This window comes from Collimonas fungivorans (assembly GCF_001584145.1).
In the GTDB taxonomy this organism is placed as follows: domain Bacteria; phylum Pseudomonadota; class Gammaproteobacteria; order Burkholderiales; family Burkholderiaceae_D; genus Collimonas; species Collimonas fungivorans.
The window spans coordinates 1,382,595-1,405,073 of sequence record NZ_CP013232.1 but is presented as its reverse complement, the minus strand read 5'-3'; the positions used below and the strand labels follow the sequence as shown (position 1 = coordinate 1,405,073).

Genomic DNA, 22,479 nt, shown 5'->3' with positions numbered 1-22,479 from the left:
CTTCATTCGCGGTAAATGTCAATGTTGACAACCGCCTCTCTGCAATCAGAAATCCTGACTTGTCGATGCAACGAATTAAAAGAATCTAATGGACAAGCGACTTGTAGAGCTAACAGCAGAAATGCGCGACGTATTCAAAATCGTTTCGGAGATGACGTGCAAAAAAAGACCTCTTCAGCCAGGAACACCAATGGAACGTCGCCTAGAGGAGCTCGGTGAAGTGATCATGTCACATGCAAAGATAGGATTTTTGACGATGTTACTTCTAGCGCCAATTACCTATTATTTGCGATCAGATCCATTGTTAGCGACGACGGCATCAATCGGAATTTTATCCAGTTTGTGTAGTTTGGCTTTTTTTGTTGTATCCATCTTCTCAGCGATTCCGTTCTTTTTGAAAATTCGTAAAGCTCCGTATTCATTTTTCTTAGGGGCGGTCGAATCTTCAATGCGATTTGATTTCGAATATGTAGATCGCTTAGCTCTATGCAATGCAAAGGCCGTTAAGTATGTTCTTACGCATTATAAAAATGAACGCACCGGACTTGAAAAACGTGGGGCAGTTCTTTCTGGCTCCATCGATAAGATAGGATTATTCCCCGCACTCGGAGCTATTGCCATATTGTCGGCTGGACTTGCAAACATACAATTTGCAAATGGGTGGGTGCAAATGCTTGTACCACTAATTTTGGCATTTCATTTTTTAAATTTGATTGCATTTGGCATGCTGCAAAAAATGGACCGAGTAGTAGCGTTACTTGAGTACAGCGTGTCATCTCGTTCTTGACACAGTTCAGGTTCTACGAAATATCAAGTCAAAAAATCGATCCAGTAGCTTACTCCGTTCGGTAACAATGCATTTATCTTCTGAATGGTGAAAAAATCAATGGGTACTATTACCAAGGTCTTCAAATTCCTTGAGCATAACCATCAATGGAACGAAGCATTTCAGGCTGCAGAATACAAAAAATGCCTAACGCACTGCGTGGATGGGCGAATCTCCTGGGCCAGTTATTAAGAGAGGTGGTCTGATTCAGCGCACTGGCTCTATTATGTCTTTTTAGCCTTTGGAGTGATAAAGTACGTCCTTTGCGATTAATTACGATTAATTACGACTTTATGCCATCCATTCTTCAACAATCGGAATTATTTCATGAGTGAGCCGTGGATGTCTGTCGAGCAGATTGCCGAACACTTGGGCGTCACGCGCGACTCGATCTACCGCTGGATCGACCGCAAGGGCCTGCCTGCCCACCGCGTTGGGCGCTTGTGGAAATTCCAGCGCACCGAGGTTGACGAATGGGTGAAGGCTGGCGGTGCCAATGACAACAAGACGGGAGACGAAGTTTGATGCCGCCGAATCAGCCAGATCAGGACCCTGCGCCAGGGTATTGCCCTCATCAGCTCGTCTACTTTGCACACCAACTCACGCGCCGCGCCGCTTCGGATTCCATGGATCGTATGGCCGGTGCATTGCTGGATGCGCAAGTTGATCTGAACCCGCACCAGATTGATGCGGCACTGTTCGTCACGAGCAACCCGTTGTCGAAAGGCTCGATTCTTGCCGACGAGGTTGGTCTTGGCAAGACCATTGAGGCCGGTCTGCTCATCGCCCAACGCTGGGCGGAGCGCAAGCGTCGCATTCTCGTGATTGCTCCGGCCAATCTTCGCAAGCAGTGGCACCAAGAGTTGGCCGACAAATTCGGAATTTTGGCGGCAGTGCTTGAAGCCAAGTCCTACAAGCAGGCCATTAAAGATGGTAATAGCAACCCTTTTGATGCGTCTTGCGTGCTCATCACGTCCTATCAGTTCGCTAGCGGCAAGGCCAAGGAAGTTCAGGTCGTGCCATGGGACTTGGTGGTAATCGACGAAGCACATCGCCTGCGCAACGTCTACAAACCGGATAATAAGACGGCCCGCATACTGAAAGACGCACTGATCTCCGCCCCAAAAGTACTGCTGACTGCCACGCCGCTGCAAAACTCCCTGCTGGAATTGTATGGTTTGGTGAGTTTCGTCGATGAAAAGGTCTTTGGTGATCTGGACAGTTTCCGTAGTCAATTCGGCTCCGTCAAGGATGCAGCCAGCTTCGATGCCCTCAAGCGCCGCATCGAACCGGTCTGCAAGCGCACCTTGCGACGTCAGGTCGAGGCCTATGTCAAATACACCAAGCGCATTCCACTGCTACAAGAGTTTGTGCCGGGTCACGATGAAACCGACCTCTACAACCGCGTTTCGGAATACCTCCAACGCGACTCCTTGTTTGCATTACCAAACAGCCAGAGGCAACTGATCACGCTAGTATTACGCAAGTTGCTGGCCTCTAGCACGTTTGCCATTGCAGGGGCGCTAGATTCTCTAGCAAAGCGGTTGAGGCAGACGTTGGACGAGAAAACCTTCAGTCTAGATCTGGCAGAAGAGTTTGATCAGGACTTTGAAGGCTTGGATGAGCTGGTCGAAGAAATCGAACGCATCGACGAACAGGATGCTCAGGCCGGGAAAAGGGCCAAGACCGAACAGGAAATTCTGTCTATCAAAGCAGAAATCGTCGAGTTGGAATCGTTTCGAGATCTTGCTATTTCGATCACCGAAAACGCCAAAGGTTTAGCCTTGTTACAAGCTCTCAAGGTGGCTTTCGAGAAGTCGAAGGAGCTTGGCGCGGCGCAGAAGGCTATCATTTTCACAGAATCCCGGCGCACGCAAGACTACCTGCTGTCATTGTTGGCGAAGACTCCTCACGCGTCAGGTGTCGTGTTGTTCAACGGAACCAACAATGATGCTCGATCCAAGGAGGTATACGCCGACTGGATGAAGAAGCATGCGGACACCGACCGCATCAGTGGTTCGCGCTCTGCTGACACCCGCGCTGCACTGGTCGAGTACTTCAAAGAGCAAGGCAGCATCATGATTGCCACGGAGGCCGGTGCAGAAGGTATCAACCTTCAGTTTTGTTCTATGGTCATCAACTACGACCTACCATGGAACCCACAACGGGTGGAGCAACGCATCGGTCGCTGTCATCGTTACGGTCAGAAGCATGACGTGGTGGTGGTGAACTTCCTCAACAAGGAGAACGAAGCCGACAGGCGCGTGTACGAGCTTCTGGCGTTGAAGTTCAAACTGTTCGATGGCGTGTTTGGAGCGAGCGACGAGGTTCTGGGGGCGGTTGAGTCCGGTGTCGATTTCGAGCGACGCATTGCCGAGATTTACCAGACCTGCCGCCACCCCGAGCAGATTCAATCGGCCTTCCAACAGTTGCAGGACGATCTTGCTGGTGAGATCAGCGATGCCATGCTGAGCGCCCGAAAGGCGCTCCTTGAAAACTTTGACGTAGACGTGCAGGAACGGCTGCGGCTCCGCGATCAAGCCGCTCGTGCTTCGCTAGGCAAGCTCGAACGCATGCTGATGCGTTTCACGCAAGCCGCGCTGGGACACAGTGCCAGCTTCGATGAAGATGGAACTGGCTTCCGACTGGACAGCATGCCATCTTTTGTTGGCGTTGTCACTGGGCAAGAAATCCAGCTTGGCCGGTACGAACTACCGCGTCGAACTGAAGAGGCCCACATTTACCGGCTGCAACACCCGTTGGCGCAAACATTGATTGACTACGCCAAAGGCCAGTCGCTCGTACCCGCAAAGCTCCGCATGCATTACAACAGCTACGGCGCTCATGTCGCCGTAGTCAAGCAACTGGTGGGTCGCTCTGGCACCGTGGTCGTGTGCCTGCTAACCGTCGAGTCCTTAGGCACGAAAGAAGACCACCTGCTGCTGGCCGCGCAGGACGATGCGGGGTTTGTTCATGACGCAGAAACCGTCGAAAAACTGCTTTCCATCCCTGCAGTTGCCAGCGCTTTATCTCCGACCGGCAAAGAGGGCGATGCGGATGTCAATGCGGTTGCGAGCGTGGATCAGTCGAACCCCGATTTCAATGCCTCCCATATACCGCTGTCGCCTGCACTCGAACGGGAAATCAACCGGCAGAAAACCCTTGTACTCTCCGGACTTGAGATGCGTAACCTAGCTGCATTCACGCGGGAGACGGACAAGCTCGATACCTGGGCAGATGATCTGAAAATTAGCCTTGAGCGCGAAATCAAAGAACTCGATCGCCGCATCAGGGAAACTCGTACCTTGAGCAAAGGGGCGGCTACCTTGGCCGAAAAACTGGCGGCGCAGAAAGATCAGCGCGATCTTGAGGCCTTACGTGACCGCAGACGGCGCGAACTCTTCGACCGTCAGGACGAAATCCAAGCCAAGCGCGATGGTCTGATCGACGAGCTGGAAAAACAGCTGAAGCAGCATGTGACTGCTACCCGACTGTTCGCCGCGCTATGGGAGGTATCATGAAGAACCGCATCATCAACATCCAAGGTGCGGAAGTCACCATCGCCACACGTCACGAGCAGGACTACATCTCGCTGACCACCATGGTAAGGAACTTCGACGGCGGCAGTGCCCTGGGCATCAGCGAACTCAAGCAATTGAGCGGGCCCCAGGGCGGTAGGGGGCGCGCTTGATGCCTGCGCTTGCCACCAACTTTCTGAATATCCTCAAGGACAAACTCGAAAAGGACTTCGTGCCGTACCTGCCTGAGCTTCTCAACAAGGAGCGGCCGAAGGCGGACCAGGACAAGAAGCAACTTTCCCGAGCCTTCAGTGGTTTCGTTCTGCACAAAATGTTGAACGTTGGCATTGCCGACGCGGCGCAGTCCGTGGTCGATGACTTCGATGACAACGGCCTCGATGCCATCTACTACTACGCCACGAGTAGGACGCTTTATCTCGTGCAGAGTAAATTCCGTGAGCGAGAGCAGTTTGACGAGGGCGATGCCATCCGTTTCCGCAGTGGTGCCGACCTGTTGCTTGCTCAACGTTACGATCGCTTCAACGCCAATGTCAAGTGTCGCAAGGACGAACTGGATAATGCCTTTGAGGAAGCAGAACACATTCAATTAGTTGTGGCCTACATCGGCTCGGGTTTTTCGGCGCATGCCAATGCTGCGCTCAAGGAACTGACCGAAGACCAAGACCACCACGAATTCGGGCGCTTGCAGCCTGACATTACAGAATATGGCCCTGACAAGGTTCAAGCCGACTTGCTGGTCGAACAGAGTGTCGGCATTGTGAATGATAGCTTGGCGTTAAGTAAGTGGCAACATCTCGGAGGGTGCCGCGATACGCACATCGGCGTGGCGCTGGTGTCTGATCTGGTGGCGCTGCACAATAAGCACAAGAAAGCGCTGTACGAACGCAACATCCGGTACTTCCTTGGCTCGCGTGAATCGGATGTCAACAGGTCGATTCAAGACACTTTGCGCATGGTCCCAGACGAATTTTTCTATCTGAATAACGGCATTACCGCCTTGGCCGACCAGGTCGAGGCACCGCAAGGCACCAAGGCAAACAAGCGGTTGCGACTGCGCGGTTTGTCTGTCATCAACGGCGCTCAGACGATCTCGTCTGCGGCGGAGTTCGTTGCACAGAATCCTGGCTGCGACATTTCCAGCGCCAAGGTGTTGGTGACGATCATCAAGGCCGATTCGGAGGGCAAGTTTGGCCGGTCTGTGACGCGGGCACGCAACCATCAGAACTCCGTTTCTGCCGGCAACTTTGCGTCTCTTGACCCTCGACAGGAAGATCTACGGCGTGAGCTTGCCTATTTTGACTACAGCTACCATTACCGGCCAGAAGCAACGCCTCGCAATGCGGAAGTATCGGCCAACATCATCACTATCGAGCAAGCCATGAAGGCATTGGCCTTGTTCGAAGTCGATTCGCGTTTCCCGTACTGGCTCAAGAACGAAATCGCCCGCTTCCGGAACGCGGAGTCCACCGAGTACCAATTGCTGTTCACGCCAACACTGACGGGCGCGCAACTCGTGAACAAAGTGAAGTTCTTCCGCTTTGTGCGAGACGTGCTTGCTTCCAATGCTGCAGCGACAAGTGGTGCCGAAGGCCTTTTCTACAAACATGGTGCCTTTGTGGTCGCCGCTGTCCTGGCGAAGCGTTGCCGCACCCGAGTCAATGAACCGGACGTGTTGAGACAGACACAGCTCAACGAGCTGTTGAGTGCCCCCCTTGATGAATGCCGACAGGCCTGCTGGGACAAGGCCAGACCGCTGGTTGGGAAAGGACGCAGCGTGCTGTCGTATTTTCAGAATCAGAGCAGCACGGTACGTTTACTGGACGGCTGCATGTCGGCCATTTACGGACTTGAAACGGAGGATGCATACCAAGCGGTGAAGCAGGTAGCAGACCGAAGAGAGGCTTTTCCACAGGAAAAAGTATTCCGCTATCTGAGCACGCAAGCGCCGCAAATTTGAAGGAATGAGATGAAACACAAACTAGAACTGACCTGGATCGGAAAGGACGCCAAACCAAGGCTGGAACCTCGAATTTTGCTTGCTGATCCGAAATTGAGCTACCACGCCAAGCATCGCGTTTCTAGTGAGGATATTTTTGAAAACCACCTGATCTATGGCGACAACCTACTAGCCTTGAAGGCACTAGAGCAAGAATTTTCTGGCAAAGTGAAATGTGTCTATATCGACCCACCATTCAATACTGGTGAGGCATTTGAGCACTATGACGACGGTGTTGAACACTCCATTTGGTTGAGCCTTATGGAGCAGCGGCTTCGGTTGCTTCGTCAGCTAATGTCGCCCGATGGAACCATATTCATACACATTGATGACAATGAACTGGCGTACCTTATTGTTTTGTGTGATGAGATATTTGGCAGGTCAAATAGAATCAACATAATTACCTTTAAGCAAAGTTCCGCATCAGGTCCAAAAGCGATTAATCCCGGTCTGGTTACGACGGCGAACTATATCGTTTTTTACGCCAAGGACAAAAGCCAATGGAAGCCCAATAAGGTTTTTCAGGCCGTCCCTAGAGACAGTCGGTACAGCAGTTATATAGAGAATTTTGAAGATCACTATTCAAAGTGGAAGCTGTGCACCTTACGTGAAGCGTTCGCAAAATTTCACAATGCAAGCTGGGCTGAAGTTCGCGCCAAGTTCGCAGAACGTCTTGAGGAGGAGTTAACTCGGTTTGTGATGAAAAAACGTGATCGAGTAATTCAGCCGGCGCTTGTTCGAGACAAAGATGTAAACGAAAATGCGAGATCTGCACTTCAAATGTCACGAGATAATGGGGGAGCTGTTGTTCGTAGCAAGCGAGATGACAAAGATGACTATTTTTTCCTGAATGGAAAGCAGCTATTGTTCTATAAAAACAAGGTGAAGCTTGTGATGGGCGAGGAAACAAGTGCGTTGGCTGCGTCAAACATTTGGGATGATTTATTGTCAAATAACGTCCACCAAGAAGGTGCTGTTTCGTTCCCAAAGGGAAAGAAACCAGAAGCACTTTTGGAGCGAATCCTATCGTTTGCAACAAACCCAGGAGATTTGGTGCTTGATTCATTCGCTGGCTCTGGCACCACTGGCGCAGTCGCTCACAAAATGCGCCGACGCTGGATTTTGGTTGAACTTGGTGAGCATTGCCATACTCATGTGATCCCTCGTGTTAAGGGCGTTATCGATGGCGAGGATAAGAGCGGTATTTCGGAAGCTCTTGGGTGGCAAGGCGGCGGAGGGTTTCGCTACTACCGAATTGCTCCGAGTCTCCTCCTACAAGATCGTTGGGGCAATTGGGTTATCAACAAGGAGTACAACGCCGAAATGCTAGCTGCGGCAATCTGCAAGTTGGAGGGCTTTACCTACGGCCCCAACGATGCTTACTACTGGCAGCACGGCTACAGTACCGAGACAGACTTTATTTACGTCACGACGCAGACGCTCAATACCGAGCAGTTACAAGCCTTGAGTGACGAGGTGGGCGAAGGGCGTAGCCTGCTGGTGTGCTGCGCAGCCTATCGCGGTTCGGCGGATCGCTTCGCCAATCTCACGCTTAAGAAGATTCCGAAGATGGTCTTGAGCAAATGCGAATGGGGCCACGACGACTACAGCTTAAATGTTGAAAATCTACCAATGCAGCAGAAACCGAAAGTTGAGCCACCGCGCCAAGGCGGCTTGTTCGGTAATGGGGAGGAACAAGCATGACCTACATTTACCCCGGCTCGCGTTGGTGGAAATTTGACTTTCACAACCATACGCCTGCGTCGCTGGATTACAAGGGCGACAAAGCCATCATGCCGCGCCAGTGGCTACAAGACTATCTGGACAAGGGCATTCAGTGTATTGTCGTCACCGATCACAACACTGGCGGCTGGATCGACAAGCTGAAGGCGGAACTGACGACGTTGAAGCAACAAGATGCTGCAACGTGGGGTTCGATGACGCTCTTCCCGGGCATGGAGTTGTCGTGCAACGGCGGCGTGCATCTGAAGGTGATCCTTGACCCAAACAAGGGCACCTCTGACATTGACGCCATTCGCGGCAGTGTCGGCTATTCGGGTACGCCGGGCGACAGTGATGGTGTGACCAGCCAAAGCGTCGAACAGGTTATTCGTGTCATCCAGTCTGCGGGTGGGGTCGCTTGCGCAGCGCATGTCGATCAACCCAAAGGCTTGTTGATCTCACTGACCGATCACAACACCTTGCAGCCCATCTTCAAGTTGCTGGATGCAGTCGAAGTCATTGATCCGGCAGCAGGTTGCTTGCAGCTGCATGCTGCGGCTTTGGCTGACATGGCGTTCGTGCTTGGCTCAGACAGCCACCAGCCTAAAGACATTGGCCGAGGCTACACATGGGTGAAGATGTCAGTTCCTTCTATCGAGGGGTTGAAGCTGGCGCTGCTTGATCCTGACTCGGCCGTCCGCCGGAGTGACGAATGCGCGAACTACCCGCAGCAGCTTGGGCATCCGAAGATCAAGAGCATCACGATTGAGAAGCTACGCTTGCGCCAGAAAGACCCACTGACGATTCATTTCAACCCCAGCTACAACGCCTTGATTGGCGGCCGGGGCAGCGGCAAGTCCACTGTACTGGAATGCCTGCGCTTGGGGTTGGCACGAGAAAACGAACTGCTGACGGGGCGCGCAGACAGCGCGTTGAGGCAATCGTTTGAGAACTTTAAGAGAGAAAAAACGGGCCGTAATCAGCCGGGCATGATGCTCCACGATTCCCGTATCACGGTCGAAGTGTCCAAGGGACAGGGTGATTTGGAAGAACGGTTTGAGTACTGTTGGACCAAAGGGGACGATGCCAAGTTTGCGGTGTCAGTGCGGCGCTGGGACAACGGTACATGGCAGGCAACACAACTGACCGAGGAGCAGGCCCGCAGCAACTTCCCGGTGAAACTCTTTAGCCAGAAGCAGATTCTCGCATTGGCCGACAACCCGCAGCATCTGATTCAGTACATCGACGACGTTCTGGGCGGTAGCAAGGAAGTTTGGGCACAAGGCTTTGCCGCCAAGCGCGAGGCCTTGAACATCGCCAGAAAGCGTGTCCGCACATTGGAGCTTGAGATCGCGCAGAAGCCTGCCGTCGAGCTTCAGTACAAGGAAGCATCGCGCAAGGCCAAAGTCTTTGCCTCATCAAATTTTGGCGTTGCCCTCAAGGCATACCAGCGGGCACGTAAGCAGCAGCGGGCGGTAGAAGGTTTTTTCAAGCAGCTTGGCGAGGATGTTCAGTCACTGCAAACCAGTGCTGCGGAAGCAGCGAGGCTGAAGAGCCTCGCTCTTACCGACTTCGAGGCCACGACTCCGGCAGAACATGCCGAGAAGCTGGCAACGGAAGCCTTAACGCAAAAGCTGGCCGGTAACTTTGACCAGATCGCGGCCTTGGTTGCGGGCATGCAAGGTGACCTTTTGGCAGCGAAGATTACCAGTGACAGCAGCGCATGGCATCAAGAAAACAAAGTGCATCTGGATGAGTACGCACGCATCGTGGCGGAACTCAAAGCCCAAGGCATCACTAATGCCGAAGATGCCTCTCAAGCCGTGGCACTGGAGGAGAAACTGAAGAAGCAGTTGGATCAATTCAATACCATCAGTACCGACCTGGAACAAGCGCGGAAAATAGTTGTTGATGCGCAAGCTGCTTTGCACCTGGAGCGCCAAGGGCTGACCGTGCTGCGGCAGGACTTTCTCAATCAAGTGCTGGTTAATGTGCCCGCGTTGAAGATTACATTGAACACGATGGCGGATGCAGAAGCCGGTGCCGTCAGTCTGCGAGAAATTCTTCGCATTGAAACCGAAGGTACTTTTACCAAGGAAATCTATGGCGAGACCGATGACGATCCACCCAAGCAGTGCGGCATGGTGTGGGACTTGGTAAATCCAGCCTTGGCGTCGTCAGTACCTGAGCGGTTGCAAGAGATCAAGCAATCTCTTGAAGAGATGAATGAGCAGGTGTTGAACACCAAGCTGCACGGAAAGTTCATCAAAAAGTTGAAGGACATGAAGCTAGAGGTCGCTTCGGCGGTCTTTGACGAGTTGGCAGCGTGGTTTCCCGAAGATGCAGTTGATCTTCAGTACAAGCGCGACGAATCAAGTTCGTTCCAGAGTCTTCAGCAGGCATCGGCGGGTCAGAAGACGGCTGCAATTTTGTCGTTCCTGCTGGCACATGGCTGCGAGCCGCTGCTGATGGATCAGCCCGAGGACGACTTGGATAACGCGCTGGTATCACAACTGGTGGTGACTCAGCTCAGGAACAACAAAAATCGCCGCCAACTGATTGTCATTACCCATAACGCCAACATCGTGGTGAACGGCGACGCCGAGTTGGTCATGCCCATGGAATTCGTCGGTGGCCAGATCGTGAACAATACAGCGGGTGGACTACAGGAGCGGTCCGTGAGAAAGAAGGTCTGCGAAATTATGGAGGGCGGAGAAAAGGCCTTCGAGCAACGCTACAAGCGAATTCTGAAAGATATGGAGCGCACTGCATGAATACAGAAAAAATTGTGCGCACGGTGGCTGGTCGATTGAGCCTGCGCGAGCCGCAAACCGTCAGCCTGGAACGTCTGCACACCGCGCTGGAGTTCGTGCCCGCGTTACGCGACTCGGAAGCACGCTCTGCCGAAGAACTGAAGGTCATGCGGGAAGCGCTTCAACTCAAGTTCCCGAAGTTGACGGACTTCGAGCGGGACTTCCCGTCCTTGTGCTTTGCGTTGGCAACGGGGGTGGGGAAAACGCGCTTGATGGGCGCGTTCATCAGCTACTTGCACGCCGCCTACGGCTACAAGCATTTTTTTGTGCTGGCTCCAAACCTCACGATCTACGACAAACTGATCCGAGATTTCAGCGATACGACCGGGCCGAAGTATGTTTTCAAGGGCATTGCGGACTTTGCCGTTGAAGCGCCGGAGGTGATTACGGGTGAGACCTACGAGCAAAAAGGCGACTTGGTTTCACAGGCGATTGATGCGCCCGTTCAGATCAACATCTTCAACATCTCGAAGATCAATTCGGAAGTTCGCGGTGGCAAGGCACCGAAGATCAAGCGGCTTTCCGAGTACCTCGGCCAAAGTTATTTCGAGTACTTGGCCGGTTTGCCAGACCTTGTTCTCATCATGGACGAGTCGCACCGTTATCGGGCCAGTGCCGGCATTCGAGCGCTGAACGAGCTGAAACCGTTGCTGGGTCTTGAACTGACGGCGACGCCCTTCACCGAAGGGGCGAAAGGCCCGATACCGTTCAAGAACGTGGTGATGGACTACCCGCTGGCGCTCGCCATCGAGGACGGATTCGTCAAAGAGCCCGCCGTGGTCACTCAGCAGAACTTCAATCCTGCGGATCACAGCGCGGAGCAATTGGAGCGCATCAAACTCATGGACGGCATTCGCGTTCATGAAGAGACTAAGGTTCACCTGCTGACCTATGCCGAGCAGACCGGCCAGAAGCCGGTGAAGCCGTTCATGCTGGTAATCGCCCGCGACACCACACATGCTGCTGTGCTGCTGGGGACGATAGAGGGGCTGTTTGATGGGCAATACAAGGGTAAGGTGATTCAAGTCGATAGCAGCAAGTCGGGCGTGGAAGAGGAAGAAATGATCCGTCGCCTGCTGCTGGTGGAGAGCTATACCGAGCCGACCGAGATCGTGATTCACGTCAACATGCTAAAAGAAGGCTGGGACGTAACGAACCTCTACACCATCGTGCCATTGCGGGCTGCTAATGCACGCACCTTGATTGAGCAATCCATCGGGCGCGGTCTGCGTCTTCCTTATGGTCGCAAAACCGGCGTCGAGGTGGTGGATCGTCTGAACATCATCGCGCACGACAGATTCAAGGAGGTCATCGACGCGGCTGGCAAAGGTGACTCGCCGATTCGTTTGAAAGAACTGAGGCTGGAGCCTACCGACAACCACGGGAACCGGCTGACCAGCCTTTCAGTGCCATCCAACACGTCAGTGATGCTCGGAATCTCTGACGTGAAGGGTTCCGGCGCCGATGGCGCAGCGGTCGTCTCCGCAGGTTATACGCAAGGCGCTGGCGGTTCAGCCCAATCGCCATCGATAGTTTTCACAGGCGAAGAACGCAGAATTGCCATGGTGGCCATGGATGCCGTCGCAGAGTTGGGGAAAAACCGAATCCTTGTTCCCACCAGCACGGCGTTAGGAACAGCCAGCGTCCAAGAGACGCTGACTCAAATGGTCTTGGAGCGATTGGTGCCGCAACAGGGCGAGTTGCTGGACACTATGACCTCCAATGCCGAAGCGGTGGCCGAAGTGGTGAAAAAGTCGATTGAGGTCTTCATCGACCAAACCATCGACATTCCGCGCATCACCGTTGTCCCGATTGGCCCAGTAAAGGGGGGCTATCGCAGCTTCACTCTCGATGTGTCGCGCATGAACTATCAGGTGACAGATCAACAATTACTGTCTCAAGGTTTGCAATCGGGTCGACAACTTACCTACGGCGAGGCTGCCGTGATCGAAGAGACTCGCCTTGAGGACTACATCGTCCGCGAACTCATCAATTACGACGACGTGTCCTATGACGATCATGCCGATCTGATCTATGAACTCGCAGGGCAGGCGGTGACGCACTTCAGCCGCAAGCAACCTGACGACGCGGCGGTTCACAACATCTTGGGCAACCATGGGCGGGCCATCGCGGAGAACATTCATCTTCAGATGGCAAAGCACTATGAGGAAGATTCGGCTGGTTCCGAGATCATCGTCAGCCAAGGCTTCATGCAACTGAAGCCCTGCGCCTTTACGGCCAAGGACGATGTGAAGCCTCTGCATTGGACACCGGACGACAAACGCACTATCGGTCAATACGTCTATGGTGGCTTCCAGCGTTGCGCCTTCGCCTTCCAGAAGTTTCATTCGGATACCGAACGCATTTTGGCTACAGTGCTGGAACGTGAAGCACGCCGTTGGTTCCGCCCGGTGTCGGGCCAGTTCAACATCTATTACCGGGCTGGCGTCAATCAGCCCGAGTACATCCCAGACTTCGTCGTAGCGCTGGACGACGTCACGCTAATGATCGAGACGAAGAAGGCCAAAGAAGTTGCCGAGGCACAGGAGTCCGAGACCGAGGTAAAAGCTAAAGCTGATCAGGCGGTCATCTGGTGTAAGAACGCATCCGCCTATGCTGCCAAGGTCGATGGAAAGCCGTGGGTCTACTTGCTGATCCCGCATGATGCGGTGGCCCCCAATGTAACGTTGTCTGCCTTGCGGGTGCGATTTCGGGTGATTGAATGACTGTCAAGCCGAACCGACGAAGAAGAATGCAAGGATACGACAGAAGGCAGCACGTTCAGCGATAGGTTGGCGGTTGGCTGGGCCTGGAGAGATTTCCGGGGTGAACTGAGCGGGCGCGTCTCGGAGCTTGTCAATGCCGGAGTGGAGATCATCGAAAATCGGTATGCGTTTGATTCCGAGCAGATGCGCCTTATCTGTAGTAGTTCCGACTTGATCGGACAGTAAGGCCTTGCCAAAGGGTGGGGCTAACGTGGCCTGTGAGCGCGCCATTGCCAGTGCTGCCATTGCAGCGTCGCCTTGCGCTTTGTCATGTTCGGCCCCGGTATCGCGCACTTTGACGTGGATGTAATCGAGACATAGTTCGGATACAGGACATCGACCGACCTGGCCTATCAGACCTTCACCTCCTCACCCCCCCCGCGTCTGTGACGGACGATATCAGGCTTGGGACACCTCGACACCATAGATTTGTTCCAGATGGCATTAGGCCTCCCTGACCGTCAGGCCATGGGCATACAGTGAGATGATCTTGTCGTCGAAACCTGTCCAGCGGATCTGATGCTTGTGACGATTTGCGGTAGAGCAAAAAAGGGAGGCGTCAAGTATGCAGTGTCGCTGATGAGAGTAACCTTTACCATAAAAACCGACCTACGAAACACGTAGGTCGTCCCTGCATAAATAATTATTATTCCGATTGCGATTATGGCAATTTAAGCCTGAAGACGAAATCCTTCGAAGTAATTATGTTGGCTACCCTTCTTATGGTGAAAACCTTTTTCTACCAAGCTCGCGCGGAATGCTGCCACACTTAGAGGCTTGCGACGTAGCGTGCGCATATAGTTCGTGTAGCTGTCGTACGCAACGCTGGCCTGGGTATGCGCGCCTTCCTCCTCAATACAAAACTCTGATCTCCAGGCAAGTGCGGAATCAGCATCCTTGCGCAACTTATTTTCCAGTTCTTTAATAGCGGCACACTCACCCAATCCGTTTTCGGAAAAATCCGTTGCTCCGTTTAGCATCCAGTTGAGAATTCCGGGATATTCCTCCGCAAATTTTTTCTCGAGATTTTCGTCAACATCCTTTCCTCTGATTTTGCGGTTGAAGGGAATAGGTTTGATCCGGCGCCACATTGCTTCGTCACTCGCGCTGATTTCAGGTACCTCATTGGTCGAGATCCACAGCTTGCCTTCCGGCTTGAACGAAAAGATACCTCCGTAGGTCTGGCGCGCGGTAATCTCGTCGCCGCCAGCATACTGCTTTATGAATGCGTCATCGAGCTTGCGGCCAGTGGGTAGTTCCGTGCAGACAACCATGCGCGCACCATATAAACGCGCAAGTGCCGGCGACGGACCATTTGCGTTACCGCTGTACGCACTAGTCAGTAAATTTGGCGCAACGCTTTGGCCATATTCACCCATCATCGTTTGCATCGTGCGCATCAGAACGCCTTTACCGTTGCCACCCGAACCGATGATCATGAAAAAAATCTGCAAATTGGCATGGCCAAACATGGTGTATCCCATAGTCCGACGAAGGTAGCGATGCAACTTCTTATCGCCTAACAATACTGAACGAAGGAACTCAATCCAATGAGGACATTTAGCATCTGGATCGAACTCTACGTTTGCTTGTCGGCGCAAATAATCGTTCGCTTTCGCCTTACGGCATTTTCCAGTGATCAGGTCAATCACACCGTTCTTGACCGCAAACAAGTTTGGGGCTTTATCAAAGGCCTCGGCTGATATATGAAAATCGTCCAGCAATTCCGCTTGGGCAACGATGCCCTTCAAGCCACCGTTGCTACGAAAGCGCTTAACAGAATCGTTGCTCACCTCTCCCTGGCTCAAGTCCTCAATAAAATCTCGCGCAATGCGAAGTGGAGCCTGTGCGTCATTCACCCATACCACGCCAGAAAAATACAGCCATGCTTTATTATCGCGATCGTAACGCAGACGATGTTTCACAGAATCGGCAAACATATCGGCCACAGACATTTCGTCGAGCGCCAAATTCTTATCGCTTTTTTCGCGATTGGCTAGCCAGAACAGCGATTTGATATTCAGGGCGCCATCCGCCTTAAATGCGCCCCAGTTTTTACGCTGGTCGACTTCATCGAACTTGGTCGATTTCTGCGACCACTCGGTCCATAAATCATATCCGCGGTTAGTACAATCAGCACTGTGAATTGCCATTCCGAAACGAAACCACAACCAGCGATTATCAGCGTTGATTCCGGTTATAGCTGCCTTGACCTTGGCGCGCATGTCGGACGTCATTTTTTTAGGTGAAATTACATATGTAGATGCACCATCACCATCTTCGTTCGTCTTCTTGCTTAACGTGTTCGGCACCTGTATTTCCAGTTTCATTTTCTTGACAAAACTACCGACAGCAATGGGCTTAGAGTCCTTTTCAATATGAATAATTTGGGCCAAGAACGGTTTGTCACGTTTCCAGCTGATGGTTCCCGGCATGCGCATGACACGGCTCGGGTCGCATACATTAAGGTCAGCCCCAAGTGATGCCGCCAATGCCTTCTGCATGGGTTTGAACTGCGAAACGCTGCAATCCTTGATCAGCCAGTAAGCATGGAAATTTCCTGGTGACGTCTCGACAATCAGTTGAGGCGGGATAGGCAAGGTGAATAACTTCTCCTTGGTCATCTTGTTGTCATCGCAGTCGATGAATACCGCAGTGATGTCAGTGACATTCTTGGAGCCACGGCCATCACCACGATTGATCATCATGCTGACCTCCATCTGATCCAGATTGGCAGTCACCAATTTGTCTCTGGTTTCGCTCTTCCAGCTAGCGACGAAGTAGTCTGACTTTTTTTTAAGATCAGATTTCTTACTGAAGGTTTGAAAGCATGCCTTTACATTAGGGTGAATAAACTTCTTGAACTGACGCATTTCGTTAGTTATTGGTATCAATTTTGATTTTTTGCTCATTTTTATATCTCATATAGCCCTGCCTCCCCTGTTATGGGAGCGATGGGAGCAAATCACTGGTGTGTGACTCCGGTGAGCCCTTTCTTTTTTATATAGAAATTAAAAGAAAACACTTCCATCTCCTCCATCTTCGGGGGAGGCAACGCGTTGACAGTAGAACAGGTGGATGTATTAGTGCAATAACCCTTTACTTTGCTTGTGCATCAATAAGAGCGCGGATGTCTTCGACACGCCATGCGGTAGTTTTGGGACCAAGGTGTACCGACTTCGGCAAACGGCCGTCGCGGACACCCTGCCACCATGCCGAACGGCTGATCGGATAGATCTTGAGTATTGTTGGAAGCCGGACAAAACCGGTTTCAGGCAGCGCTCCATTGGAGACGCGATGTGAAAATTTCTGAGTCATTAATACCCTTTCTTGAACAAATATGGTTTTTGTTGGAGAGAGTAGGATGACAAACTGGCTAACGGCTCAAGCCCTAATTAAGGGGTTAATTAGGGCTGCGACTAAAAAAATATTTTATTTATTCGGTTTGGCTGTATGAGTTCAGACTTGGTCTGGCGTTTTTCCGCAGATCAAATCTAAATCGGCTTACAACGCATACTGTCGGAACCCGCACGAGGCTATGTGAAAACGCAAAAACATGGATTTTTCTTGAGTAGAGTGACCATTACCGATATCGGCTATCGCCAAAAGCGGACAATCGCAGAACAAGTTGAACCATATTTGCGGTTCAGCAACATCCAAATAATTCCTTCATGGGAACAAAATATGAGGTCAATACAAGAAATCTTTATAGGGGAATTTACAGACGCGACACTCGCTGTCGTACAAAAACTTCGCCCCGATGACCACAATCTGGAAGCGCTTGAATCAGGTTTTACGGAGAATTGGCCACCCCTCGCTATGCCGACTGATGTCTTTATACTTTCACTCGGCGAGGTGGGTAGTAAGCGTCGGAAAATCTGGGCTGGCTTCATCGAAGATATTCAACCCAGTACTGATTACGACAAACGATTTCGCTTTTACGTGGATCGCTTCCGGTACATTGGTGAGCACGATTTAGAGGTCGTTCCGGATGCAGACTTTTATGGCAACGGCGGCGGTGGTGGATCGCGCAACTATGCCAGCAATCTTCGACAAATAGGTAAAGCCAGGCCAGTGCTGAAATCGGGCGATTTCGACGGTAAGATACCGGAAGGGGCAACGGAACGTCGCTTGGTTTGGGTAAGGAAAAATCATCATCGGTTTCGCGATCCTGTCTGGCGACATTGGGAAGGTCGCTGCGCAGTGACCGGTGCTAATTGCGACGGCTTACTGGTGGCGTCCCATATTCATCCGTGGGCCAAATGCACTCCGCAAGAAAAGACCGACCCCAACAACGGATTGTTGCTCTCGGTTCCCCTGGATAAGCTTTTTGATCGCGGATGGATTTCCTTTTCAGATTCCGGCGAAATATTGATCAAGCCTCTTTTGTCGGTACAGACGCGCTCCATCTTTGGACTGCCGAAAGCAACCCTTCGCATTGGAAGAATGGAGAAGGTCAGCGCCGAGATGCAAGCCTATCTGAAACGTCATCGAGTTTTCCATGGATTCGATAAAACGATTCAGTCAAAATAAATTCGTACCGTCATGCATAACTCTTGCGTGCCTTAACTATTTTTCTCATATATTTCTCAAGTGTTTGCACTTCGGGAATTTTATATGTGCGATCGGAAGACGCATTTTTATCATTGATCCAGTCCCGTAACATGTTGGCAGATTCGGTTGTTTTTTTGGGAGCGTAATCTGGAAAAATTTCACTCAGCAACGCATCAATAATAATCAAATAGTTTTTTTCCACGCGTTTGTCAATTTCCTCACCTGAATCTGGGCTAAGCTTACCAGAGGCAACTTGCAAAGCATCCCGCATTGGCTCAACCTTTCCCCACCCTTTGCTAATTGCGAATTCAAGAAAGTGCGAAAGCCCTACATATTGATTTTTAACTCCTTTACCAGCATTCAAATGCTTTTCGTGTACTTTGAGCTCTATCCCAGCGCATCTTTTCGCAATACTTAGGCGCCGTTGATAGTCCTTATACTCGTCAGGAAATTTAGATTTTAAAATCTTCCTTTCATTTACTGAGGGCTCAATATTCATTGTAAGTAAAACAGCGTACCAAATCCTTGCCGCACCACTCTGCTGCCATAATGCCCAATCCGGTCTCGTAATCTCAGTCAATTTCACCTCCATTTATACAAAGTGAAATTGTAATGCGGTAAATCTGACTGCGGGAATCAACAATCCTACGCGAGTATTTTTTGCAACAGAAATTAAATGCAATTTTTCTTAGATGTATTAAGAACTGCTACTTCGGCAATTTGTGTTCCGCCCGGACTCTCGCAAGTTTCTTGACCCATGTATCCAATGTATGACGTTTTTCTGTCATATAGTTATGCCGGTCGTAGTGGCGATTTTGTACACCACCCAAGCCATGCGACTGTATCTGGGCGCGCACTTCACTGCTGACCCCCATCGCTGCGAGCATCGTTTCGCAAGTACGGCGAATATCTCGCATCTCAAATGGACTACGCGCCTCGCCTGATTCAGCCATGTCATTGCTGATTTGTGTAACTGCGTTCGAAACGGTTTCTATTCGTATATTTACTTTCCCGTCGCTGCTAAACAGAATCTCTTGATTCAAATGTAAAAGCGGTTTAAATAGAGATATGGCTTTGCTCGATAACGGCAAAATATGTTGCCTAGGGCCGGACGTACGTTTTCCCTTCGGATCGAAGAGCATCACGGTAGAAGCCACGATATCCAGATTCTCACGACGCACACGCGCTAACTGTGTCGGACGTTGGCCACCTAGATACAGTGATAGCAAAATCAGAGAGCGGGTAACGAGTGATGGTAGTTGTTCCACGCGACGAATGTAATATCCCAACTCAGCAGCATCGAGTGTACGATCACGGGTTCTGTTGAATTGAGATAGCGCAGGAATGCTGGCCGCGGGATTTTGCGTCAAATTGAATAGTTGGGCACTGACCGGAACAGTTGGGTCGTTTGACGCCTGCATTGCAAGTGTGTAGGCGGCACGAACATAACTACGCAACTTGGCGGTATTGCGTCCGATGCCGTTGTTAATCATTTTGCGTAGTACTTCGGTCAGTTCTGGTACCGTAACATCTGCAGCTTTTTTTGCTGACAACTCGGGCCACGCCTCAAAAACGTTCTTACGGAAAAGGCTACGTACGTCCTTAGAACTTTGCTTCCCTAGCTTTTCCAAGTATTCAACATATGTCTCAAGCAGCTTACGGAAGGTACTTTCCTTCGCTTGCTCGGCTTCGTCGGCAATTGCTTTGCGGTGGCGCTCAACCGCCAATCTGTGCGTTTGCTTTTCTTCCTGCAAATGCGTTTTCAAATCACCATCATTTGACGATGCGCGCTTAGCAATCAACTCCTGCAGTTTTAGACGCGCACCTGCCAACGATAGGCCTGCTTCACCTTTACGGTCGTACGCACCGAGTTCCAAAAACACCCATTTGTTGAGTTGCCTGTAACGATACCAAAATCGCACATTGCCAGATGGCTGCGCACGTACGATGAGCCTTCCGAAGCCGCGCTTCTCATCGTCGTCCGATTTCTGTTTTACCGTATGTTGTCTTTTCGCATCAACCGATAACTTCTCAATTGCCTTATCCGTCAGCATATTCCGAATCGCTCCAATCGTGATACATAACGTGACACATCAGGCCAGGCTTTGAGTGAATTCAGTAGGATTCCCTTGGACTCAAATAAAACACAACCTATTGATATATAAGGATATTATACATTTAATTGGATTTGACTGTCCATCCTAACAAATGACTCATAATCCGTTGGTGCCCAGTTCGACTCTGGGGGGGCCCACCAGCAATGATGCGGGTTGCGTGACAGTTCACGCAGCCCGCATTTTCTTTTGGTGGGGATTTTTTTGACCAATACGGTCGATTGCCGATCTTAACGAGTCCGTAGCAAGGTGAGCATAACGTTGTGTGCTGGCCGACGATTTGTGTCCTAAAATGGCACCAACGGTGTATAGATCGACACCTTCATTAATCATTGAGCTTGCGGCGCTATGACGTAGATCATGAAAGTGGCGCCAGTCCATGCCAATCTTTCCCCTCGCCGTCCGGAAATGTTTTGATATTCGACTTTGATCAGGTAGCTCGATGTTGGCGTAAACGCGCAATTTCCGATGCATCGGCACGATCCGAGGTTGACCGCGCCGACTGGCGCATTGAACAGGATGTGAAAAATGCGAGAGCCCATGTCGGCAAGCAGCCGATACTCGACCGTGATGGCCGCTGTCATTTTTGTGACGAGTTGATTGTACTGGCTCTGCTGTTTTGCAACGTGGATTGTCGAGATGATTACGACAAAGAACAGTCTGCCTTATTTCGTACCGGTCGCTGACATAGTATCGGACGCAAAAATTGTGCTAGCTCAGACTTTACCTGACACACGACGTCTGGCGACCGGCAGCATCCGCACTCTGCCGTCGGTCGGTGTGACAGTCGTAATCGTCAGCAGTGCAGCGCAAGCTGTCGGACGACTATCGTATCCCCGACGATTGTTGAGCGCCGTGCGCGCGTTCTGGCGCATTTAGGTCTAATCAAGCCGATGTTGCTGCAACAGTTTCGCTTGAACGGTGATCGCTTCCAGCACGCATTCGAGCTTTGCAGTGTCATAGCCATCATTTCGGAGCGCTTCGGGCGGTTGCTCAAGAAAATGACGCATGTAGGTTTCCTTGTACTCCAGCGCTCCCTGCCAAGCGTCGATATCCTTCTTGTAGTTGCTCCATCGAACAACCGGCGGGCCATAATTTGGCAGACGTAGATCTAGATAGCATTCGATCGCCGCCGCACGTCCATTGATATTTGCATTTCTGGTTCCTTCCGGACCCATCGCGGGGAAGCTGCAAAATGCTTCGTGATCGGGGAGCAGGATTGCGCGCATGTTCGGCGGCATCTGTAGATCGCTAAGGCGCTTGAGCGCGTCTACCCCTTCTGCGTCATTGTCCAGAACGAATAAGACCTTGTTTTGGATATCGATGCGGACAAGACCTTCCGCGAACTTAACCAAATTACCCGTGCCCCAGAACGGGTGTTTCTCATCAACGTCGACGAACTGGAAAAAATCCGCTATGTCGGGACGCAACGTGCTGAAGACTCGCTTCAGAATGCGGGAGTCAGTAGTTCCCTCGGTGGCGACCAAGATCGTCTGTTGGCGACTCGCGCCCGCCGCAAAGTCCGAAACGGAAGCCCAGCCTGCATCGACTAGGGGGCCATACCTCCAGACAACTTCAGAGTCCAAGTTTAATTCGCCTTGCCCGAACACTTGCATCATAGAATAAGGGCTGAGTAGAACGACTCTCGATGCAAAGTAAGATTTTTCTGACCAATACAATGAGTCGTAGGACATTGGAAGTCTGTCCATTTCCGCTTCGTCTGCATGAAACCTTCCTTTTACGATTGAATCCCTTTCGTCACTGCGTTCGATGTAAGTATCGTCAAGATCTTTAAGGCAATAACGCCCCGCAAAGGCGCAAAATTCCTCAAAAGTCATTACGCCGGGATTATCCTGGACACATTCTTCGGCAATCTCACTTTGGTCACCTACGAGTGCATTGTACTCAGCTCGTGCGGCATCTAGCGTCCAGCCCATTAGGTCTAGTCGGGGAAGAATCCGGGCCAATGTACGGGAAAGGGCGTCGTACTCGGGGTAAGTCGCGTCGGATTCGTTGTCCGCTTCTTCAGAAGGGAGCTTAGTGCGGTCACCATTCTGAAACAAGGAGCGGTGATCTGTGCCAGGGTTGTTCTTCGACCAATCGATGCTTACACCACTGACTTCCAAATGGATTACTGTCCCCACGTCATG

At 51.4% G+C, this 22,479-nt stretch carries 17 protein-coding genes and 1 pseudogene; 10 read left to right on the top strand and 8 right to left on the bottom strand.

The genetic code is table 11. The features are described from left to right. Nucleotides 1-88 precede the first annotated feature (88 nt). The 8 genes from CFter6_RS06105 to CFter6_RS06070 all read left to right on the top strand — a co-directional run bounded on the left by CFter6_RS06105 (nucleotide 89) and on the right by CFter6_RS06070 (nucleotide 13,622). Nucleotides 89-787 carry a hypothetical protein gene (locus CFter6_RS06105; RefSeq protein ID WP_061539169.1) on the top strand — a complete coding sequence of 233 codons (699 nt, stop codon included), beginning with the start codon at nucleotides 89-91 and terminating at the stop codon, nucleotides 785-787. 366 nt (nucleotides 788-1,153) lie between these two features. Further along, nucleotides 1,154-1,351 (top strand): helix-turn-helix domain-containing protein, encoded by a 198-nt coding sequence (locus CFter6_RS06100; RefSeq protein ID WP_061539168.1) that lies wholly within the window; start codon nucleotides 1,154-1,156, stop codon nucleotides 1,349-1,351. Further along, complete coding sequence (locus CFter6_RS06095; protein ID WP_417924790.1) at nucleotides 1,351-4,347, top strand: SNF2-related protein; 2,997 nt, start codon at nucleotides 1,351-1,353, stop codon at nucleotides 4,345-4,347. Before CFter6_RS06100 ends, CFter6_RS06095 begins: the two co-directional genes overlap by 1 nt. After that, nucleotides 4,344-4,517: a hypothetical protein gene (locus CFter6_RS26155; RefSeq protein ID WP_205631444.1), complete on the top strand. Its 174-nt coding sequence runs from the start codon at nucleotides 4,344-4,346 to the stop codon at nucleotides 4,515-4,517. Before CFter6_RS06095 ends, CFter6_RS26155 begins: the two co-directional genes overlap by 4 nt. After that, complete coding sequence (locus tag CFter6_RS06085; protein WP_061539166.1) at nucleotides 4,517-6,322, top strand: AIPR family protein; 1,806 nt, start codon at nucleotides 4,517-4,519, stop codon at nucleotides 6,320-6,322. Before CFter6_RS26155 ends, CFter6_RS06085 begins: the two co-directional genes overlap by 1 nt. A 9-nt stretch (nucleotides 6,323-6,331) precedes the next feature. After that, nucleotides 6,332-8,065 (top strand): site-specific DNA-methyltransferase, encoded by a 1,734-nt coding sequence (locus CFter6_RS06080; RefSeq protein ID WP_061539165.1) that lies wholly within the window; start codon nucleotides 6,332-6,334, stop codon nucleotides 8,063-8,065. Continuing rightward, nucleotides 8,062-10,857, top strand: coding sequence for a TrlF family AAA-like ATPase (locus CFter6_RS06075; RefSeq protein WP_061539164.1), 2,796 nt, complete (start codon nucleotides 8,062-8,064; stop codon nucleotides 10,855-10,857). The genes CFter6_RS06080 and CFter6_RS06075 overlap by 4 nt, the downstream gene beginning before the upstream one ends. Then, a complete protein-coding gene (locus tag CFter6_RS06070) occupies nucleotides 10,854-13,622 on the top strand; it encodes a DEAD/DEAH box helicase (protein ID WP_061539163.1) in 2,769 nt (922 codons plus the stop codon). The genes CFter6_RS06075 and CFter6_RS06070 overlap by 4 nt, the downstream gene beginning before the upstream one ends. A gap of 3 nt (nucleotides 13,623-13,625) precedes the next feature. On the opposite strand, the gene CFter6_RS06065 is transcribed toward CFter6_RS06070, so the two are convergent. The 4 genes and pseudogenes from CFter6_RS06065 to CFter6_RS24935 form a co-directional block, all read right to left on the bottom strand. Continuing rightward, entirely contained in the window at nucleotides 13,626-13,907 is a 282-nt protein-coding gene (locus tag CFter6_RS06065) for a hypothetical protein (protein ID WP_061539162.1), read from the bottom strand. A 133-nt stretch (nucleotides 13,908-14,040) separates the two neighbouring features. After that, nucleotides 14,041-14,186: pseudogene (locus CFter6_RS25500) on the bottom strand (transposase); the annotation flags it as partial. A gap of 146 nt (nucleotides 14,187-14,332) precedes the next feature. Further along, nucleotides 14,333-16,573, bottom strand: a complete 2,241-nt coding sequence (locus CFter6_RS06060) for a phage/plasmid primase, P4 family (RefSeq protein ID WP_082814629.1) — start codon at nucleotides 16,571-16,573, stop codon at nucleotides 14,333-14,335. 187 nt (nucleotides 16,574-16,760) lie between these two features. Further along, nucleotides 16,761-16,979 (bottom strand): helix-turn-helix transcriptional regulator, encoded by a 219-nt coding sequence (locus tag CFter6_RS24935; RefSeq protein WP_082814628.1) that lies wholly within the window; start codon nucleotides 16,977-16,979, stop codon nucleotides 16,761-16,763. 222 nt (nucleotides 16,980-17,201) lie between these two features. Here CFter6_RS24935 and CFter6_RS06055 point away from each other — a divergent pair, with 222 nt between their 5' ends. Then, nucleotides 17,202-18,194, top strand: a complete 993-nt coding sequence (locus CFter6_RS06055; protein ID WP_150118650.1) for an HNH endonuclease — start codon at nucleotides 17,202-17,204, stop codon at nucleotides 18,192-18,194. 10 nt (nucleotides 18,195-18,204) lie between these two features. On the opposite strand, the gene CFter6_RS06050 is transcribed toward CFter6_RS06055, so the two are convergent. From CFter6_RS06050 to CFter6_RS26355, 3 genes are all read right to left on the bottom strand, one after another. Further along, nucleotides 18,205-18,795, bottom strand: coding sequence for a hypothetical protein (locus CFter6_RS06050; protein WP_150118649.1), 591 nt, complete (start codon nucleotides 18,793-18,795; stop codon nucleotides 18,205-18,207). Between the two features lie 127 nt (nucleotides 18,796-18,922). Beyond that, nucleotides 18,923-20,269 carry a tyrosine-type recombinase/integrase gene (locus CFter6_RS06045; RefSeq protein ID WP_082814627.1) on the bottom strand — a complete coding sequence of 449 codons (1,347 nt, stop codon included), beginning with the start codon at nucleotides 20,267-20,269 and terminating at the stop codon, nucleotides 18,923-18,925. A 228-nt stretch (nucleotides 20,270-20,497) separates the two neighbouring features. Further along, entirely contained in the window at nucleotides 20,498-20,710 is a 213-nt protein-coding gene (locus tag CFter6_RS26355) for a tyrosine-type recombinase/integrase (RefSeq protein WP_236904556.1), read from the bottom strand. 32 nt (nucleotides 20,711-20,742) lie between these two features. Between CFter6_RS26355 and CFter6_RS24925 the strand changes: the two genes are divergently transcribed. Further along, nucleotides 20,743-21,015: a hypothetical protein gene (locus tag CFter6_RS24925; RefSeq protein WP_150118648.1), complete on the top strand. Its 273-nt coding sequence runs from the start codon at nucleotides 20,743-20,745 to the stop codon at nucleotides 21,013-21,015. A gap of 195 nt (nucleotides 21,016-21,210) precedes the next feature. Here CFter6_RS24925 and CFter6_RS06035 read toward each other — a convergent pair whose 3' ends face one another. Next, nucleotides 21,211-22,473 carry a HEPN/Toprim-associated domain-containing protein gene (locus CFter6_RS06035; protein WP_061542231.1) on the bottom strand — a complete coding sequence of 421 codons (1,263 nt, stop codon included), beginning with the start codon at nucleotides 22,471-22,473 and terminating at the stop codon, nucleotides 21,211-21,213. Nucleotides 22,474-22,479 lie beyond the last annotated feature (6 nt).